Source organism: Bifidobacterium sp. LH_491, assembly GCF_056356495.1.
Genome location: NZ_JBKEUI010000001.1, coordinates 1356847 through 1374800 on the forward strand (window position 1 = coordinate 1356847; position 17954 = coordinate 1374800).

Annotated in this window: 18 protein-coding genes and 1 tRNA gene; 2 read left to right on the top strand and 17 right to left on the bottom strand. The window is 58.3% G+C overall.

Annotated features, from left to right (window positions below; genetic code table 11):
- Position 1: 1 nt before the first annotated feature.
- From AC1AWK_RS05180 to nusA, 5 genes are all read right to left on the bottom strand, one after another.
- Positions 2 to 1228, bottom strand: a complete 1227-nt coding sequence (locus AC1AWK_RS05180; protein WP_476568706.1) for a riboflavin kinase — start codon at positions 1226 to 1228, stop codon at positions 2 to 4.
- A gap of 57 nt (positions 1229 to 1285) precedes the next feature.
- Positions 1286 to 2314, bottom strand: coding sequence for a tRNA pseudouridine(55) synthase TruB (truB, locus tag AC1AWK_RS05185; RefSeq protein WP_476568708.1), 1029 nt, complete (start codon positions 2312 to 2314; stop codon positions 1286 to 1288).
- A complete protein-coding gene (gene rbfA / locus AC1AWK_RS05190) occupies positions 2315 to 2905 on the bottom strand; it encodes a 30S ribosome-binding factor RbfA (RefSeq protein ID WP_476568710.1) in 591 nt (196 codons plus the stop codon).
- Positions 2906 to 3047: 142 nt separating this feature from the next.
- A complete protein-coding gene (gene infB / locus AC1AWK_RS05195; protein WP_476568712.1) occupies positions 3048 to 5822 on the bottom strand; it encodes a translation initiation factor IF-2 in 2775 nt (924 codons plus the stop codon).
- A 205-nt stretch (positions 5823 to 6027) separates the two neighbouring features.
- Positions 6028 to 7056, bottom strand: a complete 1029-nt coding sequence (gene nusA, locus AC1AWK_RS05200; protein WP_476568714.1) for a transcription termination factor NusA — start codon at positions 7054 to 7056, stop codon at positions 6028 to 6030.
- Between the two features lie 96 nt (positions 7057 to 7152).
- Between nusA and AC1AWK_RS05205 the strand changes: the two genes are divergently transcribed.
- Positions 7153 to 8037, top strand: coding sequence for a hypothetical protein (locus AC1AWK_RS05205; protein WP_476568716.1), 885 nt, complete (start codon positions 7153 to 7155; stop codon positions 8035 to 8037).
- A gap of 75 nt (positions 8038 to 8112) precedes the next feature.
- Here the strand turns inward: AC1AWK_RS05205 and AC1AWK_RS05210 are convergent.
- From AC1AWK_RS05210 to AC1AWK_RS05220, 3 genes are all read right to left on the bottom strand, one after another.
- Positions 8113 to 8201: transfer RNA gene (locus AC1AWK_RS05210), tRNA-Ser, on the bottom strand.
- A 98-nt stretch (positions 8202 to 8299) separates the two neighbouring features.
- A complete protein-coding gene (truA, locus tag AC1AWK_RS05215) occupies positions 8300 to 9229 on the bottom strand; it encodes a tRNA pseudouridine(38-40) synthase TruA (protein WP_476568718.1) in 930 nt (309 codons plus the stop codon).
- The gene (locus AC1AWK_RS05220) at positions 9213 to 9899 is read right to left on the bottom strand and encodes a TetR/AcrR family transcriptional regulator (protein ID WP_476568720.1); all 687 of its coding nucleotides are present in this window, start codon (positions 9897 to 9899) and stop codon (positions 9213 to 9215) included. Before AC1AWK_RS05220 ends, truA begins: the two co-directional genes overlap by 17 nt.
- 156 nt (positions 9900 to 10055) lie before the next feature.
- Here AC1AWK_RS05220 and AC1AWK_RS05225 point away from each other — a divergent pair, with 156 nt between their 5' ends.
- Positions 10056 to 11702: an MFS transporter gene (locus tag AC1AWK_RS05225; protein WP_476568722.1), complete on the top strand. Its 1647-nt coding sequence runs from the start codon at positions 10056 to 10058 to the stop codon at positions 11700 to 11702.
- A gap of 494 nt (positions 11703 to 12196) precedes the next feature.
- Here the strand turns inward: AC1AWK_RS05225 and rplQ are convergent, their stop codons facing one another.
- From rplQ to rplO, 9 genes are all read right to left on the bottom strand, one after another.
- Positions 12197 to 12679, bottom strand: coding sequence for a 50S ribosomal protein L17 (gene rplQ, locus AC1AWK_RS05230; RefSeq protein ID WP_476568724.1), 483 nt, complete (start codon positions 12677 to 12679; stop codon positions 12197 to 12199).
- 76 nt (positions 12680 to 12755) lie between these two features.
- Positions 12756 to 13751 carry a DNA-directed RNA polymerase subunit alpha gene (locus tag AC1AWK_RS05235; RefSeq protein ID WP_476568726.1) on the bottom strand — a complete coding sequence of 332 codons (996 nt, stop codon included), beginning with the start codon at positions 13749 to 13751 and terminating at the stop codon, positions 12756 to 12758.
- 78 nt (positions 13752 to 13829) lie between these two features.
- Positions 13830 to 14228, bottom strand: coding sequence for a 30S ribosomal protein S11 (rpsK, locus tag AC1AWK_RS05240; protein WP_476568728.1), 399 nt, complete (start codon positions 14226 to 14228; stop codon positions 13830 to 13832).
- A gap of 81 nt (positions 14229 to 14309) precedes the next feature.
- Complete coding sequence (gene rpsM, locus AC1AWK_RS05245; RefSeq protein ID WP_003808138.1) at positions 14310 to 14687, bottom strand: 30S ribosomal protein S13; 378 nt, start codon at positions 14685 to 14687, stop codon at positions 14310 to 14312.
- Positions 14688 to 14814: 127 nt separating this feature from the next.
- The gene (rpmJ, locus tag AC1AWK_RS05250; protein ID WP_003842636.1) at positions 14815 to 14928 is read right to left on the bottom strand and encodes a 50S ribosomal protein L36; all 114 of its coding nucleotides are present in this window, start codon (positions 14926 to 14928) and stop codon (positions 14815 to 14817) included.
- Between the two features lie 21 nt (positions 14929 to 14949).
- Positions 14950 to 15168 carry a translation initiation factor IF-1 gene (gene infA, locus AC1AWK_RS05255; RefSeq protein WP_476568731.1) on the bottom strand — a complete coding sequence of 73 codons (219 nt, stop codon included), beginning with the start codon at positions 15166 to 15168 and terminating at the stop codon, positions 14950 to 14952.
- Positions 15169 to 15308: 140 nt separating this feature from the next.
- Positions 15309 to 15872 carry an adenylate kinase gene (locus tag AC1AWK_RS05260; protein ID WP_476568733.1) on the bottom strand — a complete coding sequence of 188 codons (564 nt, stop codon included), beginning with the start codon at positions 15870 to 15872 and terminating at the stop codon, positions 15309 to 15311.
- 102 nt (positions 15873 to 15974) lie between these two features.
- On the bottom strand, positions 15975 to 17312 hold the full coding sequence (gene secY / locus AC1AWK_RS05265) for a preprotein translocase subunit SecY (protein ID WP_476568735.1): 1338 nt from the start codon (positions 17310 to 17312) through the stop codon (positions 15975 to 15977).
- 182 nt (positions 17313 to 17494) lie between these two features.
- Positions 17495 to 17953 carry a 50S ribosomal protein L15 gene (rplO, locus tag AC1AWK_RS05270; protein ID WP_476568736.1) on the bottom strand — a complete coding sequence of 153 codons (459 nt, stop codon included), beginning with the start codon at positions 17951 to 17953 and terminating at the stop codon, positions 17495 to 17497.
- Position 17954 lies beyond the last annotated feature (1 nt).

The window sequence follows — 17954 nt, forward strand, 5'->3', positions numbered from 1 at the left end:
CTCAGGATTCCTCGGCCATGCGCTTGGCAGTACGGGCATTGTCCGTCAGTGCCGCCTGCAACGCGTCCACCGAAGTGAACTTCTCTTGGGGGCGCAGGAATCCGCAGAATTCCACCCGGACACGGTGACCATACAGTTCCAGCCAATCATCCGTAATGGCATAGGCTTCGATCACTCGTTCCTGCAAACCGGTTTCCTCGCTGAAGGTTGGCTTGGTACCAATGGAAATCGCCGCAGGATAACGCCACGGCGATCGGGCGACCATGCGCGAACCGTCTCGGGCAATATGCTGGTCGTCCATAGACTTACCGGCTTGCGGAGGAAAACCTGAGCCTTCATCATCGCCCATATCGACCAACCATCCGGCATACACGCCATCCACCGGCACATAGCCCTCCACGGTTTGCCCCACATTCGCCGTAGGGAAGCCGATAGTGCGTCCACGCTGTTCGCCATGCACCACCACGCCCTCAACGGCATGGTCATGTCCCAAAATCTCGTTGGCAGCGCGCACACGACCTTGTGATAGCAGGTATCGCACATTCGTGGAGCTCCACAGCCGATGCTCGCGGCACTGATGGCGCTTGCTCCATGCCCGCACCTGCGCTTTGTCCATACCATCCAGAGGATCGGCGGGCTCCCCTTCGCCCTGCGGTACCACCGGCATGAAATCGGCAGGAATACGCACATATCCCGGGCCTCGATCATCCACCACATCCAAGGTGAACACGCCAGTGGCCTGTGACAACGTAGATATGGCTTTAACGTCGCCGGCACATTGCGCGCCCAATGCCGCGTCCCGACCCAGCACGAATGTGCGCATGCCAAGTTTGCCCACCAACTGCCCCAAGAAGAATCGGTAGGATTTCGCGGCAAATTCCAACGTGTACCGCACCATCAATACATGGTCGACACCCAATTCGCGCATCAGGCGCAGACGGTCGCGCACACCGCTCACCATATGCGGATCCGGCATGCCTTGAGGCAGAGGTGCTCCGCCATGTGCTTTGGCATAGGCGTGCACCAAGCCGGGGCGCGGGTCACACATGATTACCACGGCAAAGGAATCGGACTGGCGAGCCAGTTCCACCGTGCGATGGATCACCTCTTGGTGTCCCCGATGCATACCGTCGAAGACGCCGATCGTCACCACCGACTTACGATTGGCGCTCAACATCGGCCACGCCACCACACCGGCGCTATCTGGAACAAGTTGCGTGATTTTCATGCCATCCTCATCATCTTTCCAGCCGTACACATACGGTTTTTCACTCTCTTCAGACTATCAGTCTTGAGGAAACACCACCATGGGGCGCACCATGCCTTGCCGTCCCCTATCTACAATCGCCACCACGTCACGGGATTGCTCGTACACCGCAGCCCACGGTCCGCGATTCCTATCGACATCAGTATCCGACATGGCAATCTGCCGACCAAAGCGCAAATCCAGCGCCTGTCCATCGTCCACTGCCAGCACCGGCATAGTCAACCGCACGGCATCCACCATATCCAACGCGCTATCGCACACGCTTTCGGGATGTTCGAAACTCGCCTGCATGCGATGCCGCTCCTCACCATTGCGATCGGTAAACACCCGTTCCTGCGCATGTGCTCGCAAAACGCGCGGATCATCCACCGAAAACGCACCGACTGCCAGTCGACGCAATCGCGTCACATGCGCACCCACGCCAAACTCGTTGCCCAGATCACGCGCCAACGCACGAATATAGGTTCCTGCCGAGCATGTCACCCGCACGCACGCATCCACCACCGGTGTACCGTCCGCAGCCTGAGCGGGTTGCACTGTCACTACCGTGAATTCATCGATAGTGACTTCCCGCGGTTGCAACTGCACGGCCTCGCCTTGCCGGGCCGCCTCATACGCGCGTTTGCCATGTACTTTGATAGCTGAAAACGCATTCGGCACCTGCTGGATGACACCCAGAAAAGCACGTTCGATAACCGCTTGCAACCGGTCAAACGTCACCTCATGTAACGTGTCCAGCTCAATAGGATGTGCCGAGTGCACAAACTCACCGTCGGCATCATCCGTTGTGGTGCGTTGCCCGAACCGTATCGTCGCTTCGTAGGTTTTGCGATGGTCCACAATGGCATTGAGCAATCTGGTGGCATGCCCGAACCCTATCACCAGCACGCCGGTGGCCATGGGATCCAGCGTTCCCGCATGCCCCACACGCCGCATATGCAATGCGCGGCGCACGGCACCAACTACATCATGACTCGTCACCCCTTGCGGCTTGTCCACAATCAACACGCCCGACGCCAACGGGCTCTGCGCCAAAACCACAGCCACTCAGTCCTTCACCACGGACGCGGGCAAGCCGCTATCGTGAGCTATCTCAGCACCATCGACACTACTAGCATCATCATCCCAATCCCCCAGGTCTTCAACCTCCACGCCGTCAGCATCGGTCTCGTCATCCCACTCGTCATCCGAGAAGTCCTCGGCTTCCTCGACATGCTTGTAGGGATCGGCCTCGCCGGCATACTGCGCATGCTCACGCGCCTTCGCCAGCTCTTCGTCCCGGCGCCGAGCAATAGCCAGAATATCCTCGATTTCATGCGCCTCACCAGGCACTTCATCGAAGATGAACTGCAGTTGCGGCGTCAACCGTAATCCGGCCTTCGAGCCCACCAACGAACGCAAGCGCCCCTTGGCCTGATTCAACGCATCCTGCGCACGCTTGCGTTCCCCCTGCTCGCGGCCCTCACGACCCAACTGTGTCCAGTACACCTTCGCCAATTGCAAGTCGTTGGTTACTTTCACGTCGGTAATGGTCACATGCGCGATGCGCTTGTCATGCAGCTGCGACTCCATCGATGACGCAATCACCCGCTGGATCAGCGCCGCAATACGCGCGGCGCGTGGATTCGTTCCCGCCATGCCTCTGTCCTTACTCATATTGTTGCCATACGGCGTTCCTACTCGCTGTCGAATCAGCCTACCATGGTCGCTTCCCAGAACGCGTTGTGCCCGCGGCCGTACATGACGGACGCGGGCACACCACCTGCTTTGGCGCAATACGCTACTTGCGCTCGACCTCCTGCATTTCAAAGGTCTCGATGATATCGCCGATTTCGATATCGTTGAAGCTGCCGAGGTTGATACCAGCCTCGTAGCCCTCGCGAACTTCGGTGACGTCGTCCTTGAAGCGACGCAGCGAGGAGATTTCCAAATCGTTGACCGTGGCAACGCCATTGCGCAGAATACGGCACTTGGTGCCACGCTTGACCACACCATCCTGCACGGACACACCAGCGATGTTGCCGAACTTGGACGAGCGGAAGATCTCGCGAATCTCTGAATGTGACGTGGTGACTTCCTCGAATTCGGGCTTGAGCATGCCCTTCAACGCAGCCTCGATATCCTCAATGGCCTTGTAGATGATCGAGTAGTACTTGATCTCCACGCCTTCGCGTTCCGCCAAATCGGCAACCTGACGGTTCGGGCGCACATTGAAGCCGATGATGACGGCCTTATCGACGGTCGCCAGATTGACATCGTTCTGCGTGATCGCACCGACGCCACGGTGAATGACCTGGATACCGACCTCGTCGGACACCTCGATCTTCATCAAGGAATCTTCCAGCGCTTCCACCGAACCAGAGGAATCACCCTTGATGACGATGTTGAGCATATCGACCTCGGACTTGGCGAACTGCTCCTTGAGGCTCTCCAGCGACACGATCTTGCGACGCTTGGCCAACTGGGCGGCACGCTCCGTAGCCTGACGCTTCTCGGCAATCTGACGTGCGGTACGGTCATCCGGCGCCACCAGGAACAGGTCACCAGCAGTCGGCACGGACGTCAAGCCAAGCACCTGCACCGGAGAGGACGGTCCGGCTTCCTTCATCTGATGACCGTTCTCGTCCAACATGGCACGGACGCGACCATAGGACGTACCCGCCACGATCGCATCACCGACGCGCAGAGTACCCGACTGGACCAACACCGTGGCCACCGCCCCGCGGCCCTTGTCGAGGCGGGCCTCGACCGTGGCACCACGAGCGTCCATATCCGGATTCGCCCGCAAATCAAGCTCGGCATCAGCCGTCAACAACACCGCTTCCAGCAGCTTGTCAACATTCAGTCCCTGCTTGGCGGAGATGTCGACGAACATGGTGTTGCCGCCGTACTCCTCCGGCACCAAACCAAACTCGGTCAGCTGGCCACGGACCTTGTCGGGGTTCGCACCGGCGACATCGATCTTGTTCACCGCCACCACAATCGGCACATGCGCGGCCTGGGCGTGGTTAATGGCCTCCACGGTCTGCGGCATCACGCCGTCATCGGCGGCCACCACCAAAATGGCGACGTCGGTCAACTCGGCGCCACGGGCACGCATGGCGGTAAACGCCTCGTGACCAGGAGTATCGAGGAACGTGATCTTGCGCGGCTCGCCCTCCAGCGATACCGTCACCTGATAGGCACCAATGCGCTGGGTAATGCCACCGGCCTCGCCAGCGATGACGTTGGTCTTGCGGATGGTATCCAACAGTCGGGTCTTACCATGGTCGACATGGCCCATCACCGTGACGACCGGCGGGTGCGGCTGCAAATCTTCGTCTTCCTGCAGTTCTTCCTCATCGAGATTGATGTCGAACTGCTGCAGCAGCTCCTTGTCTTCTTCCTCGGCAGACACAATCTTGATGTTCCAGCCGATTTCCTCGCCAAGAATCTGGAAGGTGGACTCGTCCAACGACTGCGTGGCGGTCGCCATCTCGCCAAGATGGAACAGCACCGTCACCAACGCCGCCGGATTGACGTTAATCTTCTCCGCCAAATCCGCCAACGACGCACCCTGACGCAAGCGGATGGTCTGACCGTTACCGGCGGGAATGCGCACACCGCCGATAACCGGCGCTTTCATCTCCTCGAATTCCTGGCGCTTGGCTAAACGATTCTTACGCGCCTTCGAGGACTTGCCTCCCTGACGTCCAAAAGCTCCGGCAGCACCACCGCGACCGCGACCGCCACCGCGGGACGGTCCGCTATTAGGCGCGCCTCCACCTTGGAAGCCACCGCCATTGCCACTGCCGAAACGGTTGCCGCCCCCCGGAGCGGGACGACCCGATGAGCTGCTCTGGGCCGGACGATGCTGACCCCACTGGCCCGGCTTGGCGCCTTGCGATCCCTGTCCTGGACGGCCGCCACGGAAGCCCGAACGACCGCCGGCTCCTTGACCCGGGCGCGGTCCACGACCACGCCCGCCTTCACCGGACGCGTTATTCGCATTCGGACGGGACATCGGATGCGGACGCGGAATATCTCCCGGAGTCGGGGTGCGCATGCCCTGCTTGCGGCTAAACGGATTGTTGCCCGGACGCGGACCATTCGCAGCATGAGGACGCGACCCCGTACCCGGAGTCGCGGCAGGACGCGGAGCCTGCGGCTTGGGCGCGGCAGGACGCGGCGCAGCCGCACGCTCGGTATTCGAAGCAGCGGGCTTGGAAGCGACCGGTTTGGCCGCACGCTGCCCCGGCTTAGGAGCACTCTTCGCCGGAGAGACAGACGGTGCGCTTACCTGTTCTGCGTTGCTCGACGTTGCGGCAGGCTTGGGTGCTGCGGCAGGCTTGGACGTAACCGTCTTAGCGTTCGGTTTGCGAGCGGCCTGCGGTTTGGGCGCGGCTTCCTGCGGCTTAGTTTCTTGGAACGCGGACCGCAACTTGCGGGCCACCGGTGGTTCGACTGTCGATGAGGCGGACTTTACGAACTCCCCCATGTCCTTGAGCTTCTCAAGAACAGTCTTGCTATCAACGCCAAATTCCTTGGCTAAATCATACACGCGTGCTTTCGGCACTCTTTCTCCTATTCTGCGCCGCGTGCATGCGCACGCGGTCACCTTGTGATGACGGCGTTACCCTGTCTCATCGCTGAACCATGATCGTATACCTCTGATGTCTACCGGGAGTTCGGCGCACGGTGCGCCACCCGGCGTTGTTCAGCATACTCGCGGCTGTGGATGTGTTCACCGCCGCGAGTCACTGCACTGCTTACCCGTATGGTCAGGCTTGTTCCCGAACTTCGGACGGACGGTGAGCGTCCGCCGATTCGATGCCGATCTTCCAACCGGTCAGCTTTGCCGCCAAACGAGCATTCTGGCCTTCTTTGCCGATGGCCAACGACAGCTGATCGTCATGGATGAAGGCAATGGCGGTTTGATTCTTCTCGCTCATAACACGCACATCCGTGGCAACGGCCGGAGACAGCGCTGCGGCAACAAACTTCGCCGGATCATCAGACCAATCCACAATATCGATTTTCTCGGCACCCAGATTCTCCATCACGGCACGCACACGTGCGCCACCGGGGCCAATCAATGCACCCTTCGGGTTCACGCCAGCGGTATTCGCTCGCACCGCAATCTTCGTACGCGCGCCGGCCTCACGGGCGACAGACATGATGGACACCGCTCCCGACACCAATTCCGGCACTTCGCGCTCAAACAAGCGACGCACCAAATCCGGATGGGAACGAGACACCACGATTTCCGGCCCCTTCAATCCGCGCGACACATTCACCACGAACACGCGCAGACGTTCACCATGGCGGTAACGCTCGCCGGGAACCTGTTCACGGCGCGGCAGCAAGGCTTCGACGTCGCCAACGGCGATGTGTACGTTCGATGGATCCTTGGCATCCTGCTGGACGATACCGGTAATCAAACGACCTTTCTGCCCGGAAAATGCGCCAAAAATCTTATCGTCCTCCGCTTTGCGGAACAGTTGCATAATCACCTGACGGGCCGTGGCGGCCGCAAGACGTCCGAAATCCTTTGGAGTGTCGTCATATTCCTCACCCAAGGTGACCGTCGGATACGGATTGTCTTCGGTCGGTTCCGCGGTAATCTCGTCGCGGGCCCACACCACGAACGAACCAGCGCGTTCGTCAAGTTCGACACGCGCGTGTTTCGCTGCATGGGGCGTTTTGCCGTATGCAAGTTGCAAAGCCTCACACAATGCGGCGTCCAGCGTTTGGGAGTCGATCCCCTGTTCGGCGGCCAGCTGATGCATACCTGCCAGGTCTAGTTCCATGTGGAAGACCTCCTATGAAGTTATGTGTAGATACTTGAAGTTACGGTCCGAGCGTTGCGCCCATATGGTCACAGTCAACTATTAGTCTAGGTGGCTATGCAGACACCTTCGCTTCGCGCAAACACCGTGCAACGCCGTCATTGTCGCCATCTCGTCACGGCAATCTGCACCACGATGACGCTGGTGCTGTCAGGCTGCGCCATGCCACGCATCGACGGCAAGGATGAGGCGGCACAATCGCGCACCTCCTGCGAAGTAGTATACGAACGCGCGAATCGAAATCGCACCCTATCGCTCGATGCGTCGACTCCGGCAATGCTGCGATTCGTTTATGCGCAACGGGCACAACGCGACTGGCTCAATGTCGCCTCCCAATGTTCGGGGCGTTTTCAGGAAGGCGCGGTACGCAGCGCCGAATCGCAGTATCTGGCCAGCACCATCGCCGACCATTGGCATCTTGACTTCTCTGCCGCCGGGACCGCTTCGGTAGCATATGCGCCACAACGTCTCGATGGCTGGACCAACGCCGTCCTCTCCCCCCAAGCCCTGGGTTCGCTTGCATTGGCGGAAGACCGCGCAGGCTTCGCATGGGAGGTACTGGCGCCTCGCTCCGGCGCCGAGCAAGCGGTATCCATGAGCGACATACATAAGGCAACCGCCCAACAACTCATCTCCGCCGGTAGCGCTACCGATACGCGCCGCAAAGTCTACGATGTCAAGGACCTGCTACATCATCCAGACACCGTGGTGGACAATCGCGGCATCGCGGCCCCAACCACCGCAGCGGTGGAAATGGATTGCGCGCGCGAACTACTCGCCGCCACCAGCACTGCCTCCCTTGCCTCGGATGCCGCGCCGAACGCCACCGCAACGCAACGCGGCGATAGCCTTATTGTTGTAGCGTCCTTGGTTGCGAATCGACTCATGGGCGCGTTCCATTACGGCTACCCTTGCGTCGAAGCGCTACTGCTGAAGCAATAGTTGTCAACCATAGGACAACATCATACATGTAAACAAAATCCCGAAGCCGCACCAAGTGCGAAACTTCGGGATCGATGGCGGATGAGGCGAGATTCGAACTCGCGGAGGGGTTCGCCCTCACACGCTTTCGAGGCGTGCTCCTTAGACCGCTCGGACACTCATCCATGTCACATAAAGCAACTTGTCCATTATTACATACATTTCGCGTTACGCAAGTGGCGTGCCGCATCGAAGTGTCGCACACAGCGAAAAGGCGCACACATCAGCTCACATGGGATTGTGGCAATGTACGTTTTGCACGGATCGATTGCGCCCGTAACGCCAGTTGATCATCCGGCGGATACGCCACGTGTTCCAAAGTAAGCCCACCCGGAGCGATAGGGCCCGTCGACCCTTCACGCAGCGGATGCGCCATTTTGTCCGCGAACCACGACAACGTTTTGCGTCCCATACCAATCTGCACGCAGGCATTGACCAGCGAGCGCACCATATTATGGGCAAAGGCATCGGCCACGATCGTGAAGCACAGCAACCCGCCTTCCACATGGGACACCACATAATCACCGTTATGTCCAAGTCGTACGGGAGCCACGCCAAGTGGCTCGATCGGCACACGCTGCCAATGCGCAGCCTTCACCTCACGGATTGTCGTACCATGCGGATTCGCGGTGGCAAACGAACCGAAATCATGCAACCCCAGCATCAAGGCAGCAGCCTCATTCATCGCATCCATATCCAATGGCGTGCAGACCGGCAGCACCATCGAACGCAAACGAGGATCGAGCAGTTCCGGATCGTCACATATGCGATAGACGTAGGTTCGCTCCAATGCCGAAAAACGCGCGTCAAATCCATCCGGGGCTTCGCTGACCGCATGGATGCACACATCGTCGGGCAGCACATGACGCAGACGACGTTGCAATGCGACGGCCCCATCCACGGCCATATGGCCCACGCAACGGTCAAGCATCTCGGGTTCGATATCGACATGGCATACCTGGTGACGTGCATGTACACCAGTGTCCGTACGCCCAGCAACGGTCAAGCGCAAACACGCACGCTCCTGCTCGTCGGCGCGCAGCACCATTGCCATCGCATCCTCGATCACCCCTTGTACCGTGCGCAGCTGCGGCTGCCGTGCCCATCCGAAAAACTGGCTGCCATCATACGCGCAATCACAGCGCAGGCGCATTGTTCACCTCCTCGCTCAAGGTTGCGGCAAGTGCGCGCACCGCACGCTCAACATCTTGAGTTATCGCACGGGCTTTGTCCTCACAATCATCGACATTCGCCTGTTCTCGCGCAACCTGCGCCGCATGCATGCCGCCACGCACCAACGCACGCGTCAATTCCACGCCAAGCTGCGGATCGTGCGGCCGCAACTGTTGCCATGCTCGCAGCAATGGCCCTTCGATATTGCAATGCTGAGCATCACGCTCTGCCGCGTCGCCTGCCTCACCGTAGGATGAAGCGAGCACAGGACACCCTTCGCCCTCTTGCCGTTCGCGTAATACGCCATACAGCCGCATCAACCACGCATGTCCATGCACCGACGCCTGTTCCATGTTCACCCTCGCCCATATCGCCACCGCTTCCTGCGGTGTGCCCGCCTGACGCAAGGCCTCCGTCAAGGCATGATGCCATAACGGTACATGACGTTGCACCACCATCGCGCATAATTCATCGACGGTGTTGACATAGCGGTAAATCGAGTTTCTTGCGATGCCTGCTTGCGCGCTCACCGCAGCACTCGTCAGCGCCTCGCGTCCAGACTCTCGCAGTATGGATTCGGCGGCATCTACCAAAGCACGCTCAACCTTATCATGGTGCGCCTTCACCGTGGCTTCACTGATCTTGGGCACTTTTCCTCCTTGTCCTGACTCGCCGCGACATGCCCATCAACTTGCCTTGCAGAACTTAGCGACATATAGTCGCAATCATAGGGACATCCTGTCTCAATATAACATCATCGACGGTTCGACGCACCTAGCGCGAACCCTTCTCGGAAAAGTTGCCTTATGAATTCCCCAACCACCCATACGTCATCACACGACGAAACTCCCGCGCCCTGGAACGCCCTATGGGTCCTGGCCCTAGGTCTAGCGCTCATCATCCTGGACAGCTCCATCGTGAACGTATCGCTGCCCACCATTATCGACGCCATCAATATCAACCTCACCGACGCACAGTGGATCACCTCACTGTACAGCATTATCCTCGCCGCGCTGCTGCTGCCGGCAGGCAAACTCGGTGATATGCACGGACGACGCAACCTCTTCCTCATCGGACTGGTGATCTTCATGACCGGCTCCGGCTTGGCCGCGGGAGCCGCCAACGGCGCCATACTCCTCATTGCAAGAGCCGTGCAGGGAATCGGCGGCGCCTTCATCATGCCCTCCACACTCTCTACCGTATCCGCAGCATTCCGCGGCAAAGCCCGCGCCGTCGCATTCGGCGTATGGGGAGCTGTCATGGCTAGCGCCGCCGCCATCGGACCACTGCTTGGCGGCATTCTCACCACCACCGTCGGCTGGCGTTGGATTTTCCTCGTCAACATTCCACTGGGTCTGATTGCATGTTACGGCGCGTGGCGATTCGTTCCCGAAACGCGCTCCGACGAGCGGCACGAAACAACCTCATCCATCCGTTCTGATTTTATCGGACTCATACTGCTCGCGGTTGGCGCCGCTGCCGTGGTATTCGCCCTCATCGAAGGACAAGACTATGGATGGTGGAGCCCTCAACGCGATTTCACCCTCGCTGCCTTCACTTGGCCCAGCACTTGGCCCATCTCACCCATCCCCTGCTGCCTTGCAACCGGCGTGGTGTTACTGGTCATCGCCATAATGCATGAACACCGTCGCATCGGACAGCACAAGCTGGTTATTCTCGATGTTACGCTGTTCCGGTTCCCGGCGTTCGCCTGGGGCAACCTCGCGGCCGGCGCAGTGTTCTCCGGCGAAATGATCGCCGTCTTCGTCCTACCGCTGTATCTCATTAATGTTCGCGGCATGAGCTCGTTGGGCGCTGGCGCCATCCTGGCCATTCTCGCATTGGGTGCATTGGTTTCCGGCGGTCTGGCCCGCCATTTTGCCAGCTCAATCGGACCGGCGGCAACCGTGCGCCTAGGCTTATGCATCGAAATAGTTGGCATTGGCCTAGCGATTGCCATGATGGGCACATCGATTACTGTATGGGCATTGTCACTCGTGCTTGCCCTGTACGGATTCGGACTGGGACTCGCCTCGGCTCAGCTCACCAGCCTCGTACTCGCCGATGTTCCGGTGGCGCAATCAGGGCAGGCTTCCGCAACACAATCCACTATTCGTCAATGTGGATCCGCCGTTGGCGCAGCACTGGCCGGCAGTGTCTTGTCCGGCGTTATCACCCATACCGTTCCCGCATCATTGCAAGGTATTGCCGGTATCAGCAACGGTTTGGCAACGGGCTTAAGCGAAAGCTTGGCAGCATCCGCCGGTACCGTCATTCCGGCATTGCGCGCACAAGGCGCCCATGGCAAGTTTGGCGAGGCTACCATACATGTCGCCGACATGATGGCCGCCGGATTCACCCATGCCTCACAATGGACACTGGCATCCGCCATGGTGCTCATCGCCTGCGGTCTGTGCGCTTCGTTACGGGTGAAGGCCTCGCGCGAATCCTGACACACCGACAACCATCGCGCATGAATGCAATATTTACGAAGTCGCGTGTGACACTGTTTCAGCGGACGGACTCACCACCCGTCCGCTGTTATATGTGCACCCGCTATGGCTAAACCATCGATCTCATATCTACGAACGGCACATGCTTCCGGGGGAGCCGGCCATGCAGGCGCACGACCGTACATACGCGGAACCGGTATCGAAGCCGGCCTCGCGCGGGGAGCCGGCTATGCAGGCGCACGACCGTACATACCAATGATCCGCACCGCGTATCATTCCGTGTCACTTTCGAGATACATCCGTAATGCAGCGCACCAACTACGCTATGCGTATCCCCTATCACACAAAGCTGCCATCATGCCAAGCATAGTGCGGCGTCTATGACAGACATATCGGCCGGATGTTCGTTGCACACACATCTGTTGTAGATAACACAGGGGCGGGCGTGTTCGTTAACTAACACGCCCGCCCCTAACGCTGTATCAGCGGTGAGGTCACTCCTCGGTCTGCTCGGCGGTGTTTTCCACCTCAGCCTCGACCGTAGGCTCTTCGACCTGAGCCTTTTCGGCAACCTTCACGGCAGCTTCGGCTTCCTTCACCACGGCCTTCTTCGGGCTCACCGGCTCGGTCACCAGCTCGATAATCGCCTGCGGCGCGGAATCACCACGACGCGGAGCGATCTTCACAATACGGGTGTAGCCACCCTCACGCTGCTCCATCTGCTCCGCAATCTGCGTGAACAGCACATGGACAACCGACTTATTGCGAATCACGCGCATCACGCGACGACGCGAGTGCAGATCGCCACGCTTGGCGAACGTAATCAGGCGTTCGGCCAGCGGACGGAGGCGCTTGGCCTTCGGCAGCGTGGTCACGATGCGACCGTTCTGGAACAGGCTGGTGGCCATGTTCGCCAGCATCAGGCGCTCGTGCGCCGGACTCGAGGCCAGACGGGGACCCTTCTTGGGTGTAGGCATGTTAACTCCTTATTGCCTCGGGGAACCAGGTGGGCATGCGCCCGAACATCCGATTCCCCGGAGCGGTTGTTGAAGATCAGTCGTCTTCCGGAGAGAAGAACGTACCACCTTCGAGATTGGCGGCATCAAAACCAAGCGGCGAAGCCTTCAGCGACAGACCCAGCGTCTGCAGCTTTTCCTTGACCTCGTCGATGGACTTCATACCGAAATTGCGAATGTCGAGCAAATCCTGCTCGGTATGGGCGACCAATTCGCCGACGGAATGAATGCCCTCACGCTTCAGGCAGTTGTAGCTGCGCTGCGTCAGGTTCAACTCCTCAATCGGCACGGCCATCTCCGGGTTCGCCTCTTCGACGACCGGAGCAGGACCGACCTCGACGCCCTCTGCCTGAACATTGAGTTCGCGGCATAGACCGAACAGTTCGACCAACGTCGAACCAGCGGAAGCCACCGCATCACGCGGAGCAATGGCGGGCTTGGTCTCCACATCCAAGATGAGCCGGTCGAAATCCGTGCGTTGTTCGACACGGGTAGCCTCGACCTTATAGCTCACCTTGAGCACCGGAGAATAAATCGAATCGACCGGAATGCGACCAATCTCATCATTCTCTTGCTTGTTCATCTGCGCCGGAACGTAGCCACGGCCACGCTCGACCGTGAACTCGACTTCCAGCTCGCCATCTTCCGCGAGCGTAGCAATATGCAGCTCCGGATTGGCGACCGTAACACCGGCAGGCGGCGTGATGTCACCGGCGGTGACCTCTCCCTTGCCGTTCTTACGCAGATACATGACCACCGGCTCATCGTATTCGCTGGTCAGCACGATGCTCTTGATGTTCAGCAGAATCTCGGTGACATCTTCCTCGACTCCCGGCAACGTGGTGAACTCGTGCAGGGCACCAGAGATGCGCACCGAAGTCACAGCCGCTCCAGGGATGGAGCTCAGGAGCGTACGGCGCAGCGAGTTGCCAAGCGTATAGCCGAAGCCAGGCTCGAGAGGCTCGATGACGAAGCGAGAACGCTGAGGGTTAATAGATTCCTCGGTAAGTGTCGGACGCTGTGCGATAAGCACTGTGGTATCCTTTCAGCTTTTGGCTGGCGGTGCACTCACCAGCCATCGGCACGTTGGACGAATAATTGCTTCTAGTGCTCAGACGCGGCGGCGCTTCGGGGGACGAACGCCGTTGTGCGCTTGCGGGGTGACGTCGGTAATGGAACCAACCTCGAGCCCAGCGGACTGCAGGGAACGGATAGCGGTCTCGCGACCGGAACCCGGGCCCTTGACAAACACGTCAACCTTCTTGACGCCATGGTCCATCGCCTTACGGGCGGCGGACTCAGCAGCCATACCAGCGGCGTACGGCGTGGACTTACGTGAGCCCTTGAAGCCGACATCGCCACCGGATGCCCAGGACACAACGGCCCCGGAAGGATCCGTGATGGAGATAATGGTGTTGTTAAAAGTGGACTTGATGTGCGCCTGCCCAACCGGCACCGACTTGCGGTCCCGGCGACGCGGCTTGCGCGAGGCTTGCTTCGTAGCTGCCAATTGACCCTCGTTTCCTAATAACGAATGTTTCCTATTGCCAAGGCGATGGATGTTACCCCGTGGCCCTGGCTATGCCACCGACTACTTGGTGGCCTTCTTCTTTCCGGCGACCGTGCGCTTCGGACCCTTACGGGTGCGGGCGTTGGTCTTGGTGCGCTGACCGCGCACAGGAAGTCCCTTGCGGTGACGCTGGCCTTGGTAGCAGTTAATCTGGATCTTACGGCGGATGTCCGCGTCGATCTCACGACGCAAATCACCTTCGATCTTATAGTTACCTTCGAGGTAGTCACGCAGCGTAATCAGCTGCTCATCCGTCAGATCCTTGACGCGAATATCCGGATTGATACCGGTCGCGGCAAGCGTTTCCTTAGCGCGAGTGCGACCCACACCAAAGATGTAGGTAAGCGCAATCTCGATACGCTTCTCATTGGGGATGTCGACTCCGGCAAGACGTGCCATTGCGATTCCTTACTGTTCTCCGCAGGTCTTGCACCGAGTCCTCCGGTTCCCCGGCCCGGGCCTGCGTACCCGGGGTTCAGCTGTCGCTGTGACTCAGCGCCTGTTCTCTTATGCCGCTGGAATCTGCTCAGCCCTGACGCTGCTTGTGGCGCGGGTTGATGCAGATCACCATGACGCGGCCGTGACGACGGATCACGCGGCAGTTTTCGCAGATCCTCTTCACACTAGGGCTGACCTTCATGGTTTTCCTTTGCTATGTACCTTACTTGTAACGGTACGTAATACGACCGCGGGTCAAATCGTAAGGACTCATTTCCAAGACAACACGATCCTGAGGCAAAATACGGATGTAATTCTTCCGCATCTTGCCAGAAATAGTCGCCAACACGATATGTTCATTCTCAAGTTCGACGCGAAACATTGCGTTAGGCAACGCTTCGACAACTCGACCTTCGACTTCTATCACACCGTCTTTTGCCATGAGCCTTCGTTTCTGTCCTTTGGCTGGATTACTGGTACGACATGTCTAAAAAGACACGCCAAATTCCAATAATACAAGATAAGCCGTGATTGCAACACACTCGGCGTGTTGCAATCACGGCTATGGTATTGCAGAGCGGTTCACTCCCCCAGCGTTGCGATAATGCCACGCGAAATGTCGTCGATATCACCGACGCCATCCACGTTGAGCAAGATACCTCGCTGCTCATACACATCGAGTAGCGGTGCGGTTTCGCGCTCATAGGTTTCCAAGCGCTTCGCAATGACTTCCGGAGTGTCGTCGGAACGTCCCTGCTCGGCAGCGCGCTTGGTCATACGCGCAAGCAACACATCACGCGAGGCTTCCAGAGCCACAGCGTGATCCAATGGTGTGCCCAACTCCGCCAGCATGGCATCCAGCGCTTCCACCTGCGCCATATTGCGCGGATACCCGTCAAGAATCCACCCCTTGCTGGCATCCTCCATGGCCAAACGATCCTTCACGATGCTGTTAGTCAGCTCGTCGGGCACCAATTCACCGCGATCGATATACGCTTGCGCCTGCTTGCCCAGCTCAGTTTGATTCTTCAGGTTGTAGCGGAAGATATCACCGGTGGAAATAGCGGGAATGCCATAATGCTCGCTCAACAGCGCAGCCTGCGTGCCCTTGCCGACACCTTGCGGACCCATAATCAGCAGTCGCATAATCTTTATCCTTCTCTACATTTTTTCGGTTGTACAGCCGTATTGTTGCAAGCCCTCACGACGCGGGGCCGGACACGATGTCGCGTCCGGCCCCGTTCAGGCTTACTTGCCCTCGACGTGATCAGTGTTTTCGAACAGGAATCCAGCGTACTGGTACTGCTCCGTCTGTGCCTTGGCCTGACGCAGCGTATCCAAGCCGACACCAGAGATGATCAGAATCGTGGTACCTCCGAACGGCAGCTTGGTGCTCAAGTCCAGCATCATGATCAGCGCCGTAGGAATCAATGCCACGAACAGCAGGTAGACCGCACCAACCGTATTGAGGCGATTCATCACATAGCTCAGATAACGGCTGGTGGCACTGCCAGCACGGATACCGGGGATGAAGCCACCGTACTGCTTCATATTGTCGGCAGTTTCATCAGGGTTGAAGGTAATCGAGGTGTAGAAGAAGCAGAAGAATACAATCATCAACGCATACAGCGCGATGTACCATACCGACGTCGTATTCGCCAGATTGGTGTTGATCCACTGCACCCAGCTTTGGCTGCTATCGCCGAACTGTGCGATCAGCGTCGGAATCGCCAAAATGGAGGACGCGAAGATCGGTGGGATAACACCGCTCATGTTAATTTTCAGCGGCAAGTACGTGGAAGAACCGCCATACATCTTACGACCAATCATGCGGCGAGTGTACTGCACCGGAATACGGCGCTGAGAGAGTTCGACGAAATCGACCAACACAAGAATCACCAGGAAGACGCCAACCACGATACCAAACTTGGTCCAGTTTCCATCAGTGCCATTGGTGCCCCAGCCGATCTCCCACAGCTTCGGCAGGAAGCCGGCGCAGATGGACATGAAGATTAAGATGGACATACCCTGACCAATGCCCTTGTCGGTAATCAACTCAGCCATCCACATAATCAGGCCGGTGCCGCCGGTCATGATGAAGAGCATAACGATCAAGTTCCACACGCTGCCGTCGGGAATTACCTGTGAGCACTGATAGTTGAACAGCGCGCCGGAACGAGCGGTGACCAGAATTGTGGTGGACTGCAGCACCGCAAGTCCAATGGTCAGATAACGAGTATACTGGGTCAGCTTGGCTTCGCCGGACTGGCCCTCCTTATGTAGCGCCTCAAAGCGCGGAATCACCACACGCAGCAGCTGGATAACGATAGAAGCGGTGATGTACGGCATAACACCCAGCGCGAAGATGGACAGCTGGAGCATCGCACCACCGGAGAACAGATTCACCAAACCAACAAAGTTCTCCTGGTTATTGGAGATCGTACTCACACACTGCTGCACTACCGTGTAATCCACACCGGGAATCGGGATAAACGAGCCGATGCGGTAGATGATGATCATGCCAATCACAAAAAGGATTTTCTTTCTCAGCTCCTTAGTGCGAAAGGCCTGGATTAACGTCCTCACGTTGGGGTTCCTTCCCTTAACCTATGCGAACTGGCGCATATCGACAAGTAAACAAACTCTAGCTCACCAGTCTAGCCTACAGCGTCTACCTTCGTGGCTTTTCGACGCGCATGTCTTATCTACGACAAGGGGCTTCCCCCCGAGCAGACTCGGAGAGAAGCCCCTCATACTATCGTAGACAATCAGTCTTCGACAATCGAACCGCCAGCAGCTTCGATCTTGGACTTAGCGGAAGCAGAAGCATTCACGCCCTTAAGCGTGAACGCGATGCTTGTCTCGCCTTCACCCAGAATCTTCACCGGCTGGTTGGCACGAACAGCGCCCTTGGCCACCAAGTCAGCGACGGTAATCTCGCCACCCTCAGGGAACAAACGCACCAAAGCCTCAACGTTGACTACCTGGAACTCCTTCTTGAAGGGGCTCTTGAAGCCACGTAGCTTCGGCAAACGCATGTACAGCGGCAACTGGCCGCCTTCAAAGCCAGGACGCACCTGATAACGCTTCTTCGTACCCTTGTCGCCACGACCCGAGGTCTTGCCCTTGGAGCCTTCACCACGGCCAACGCGGGTACGGCTCTTCTTGGCACCCGGCGCAGGACGCAGATCGTGCATTTGCAGGATTGTGGTCTCTTCGTTAGCCATA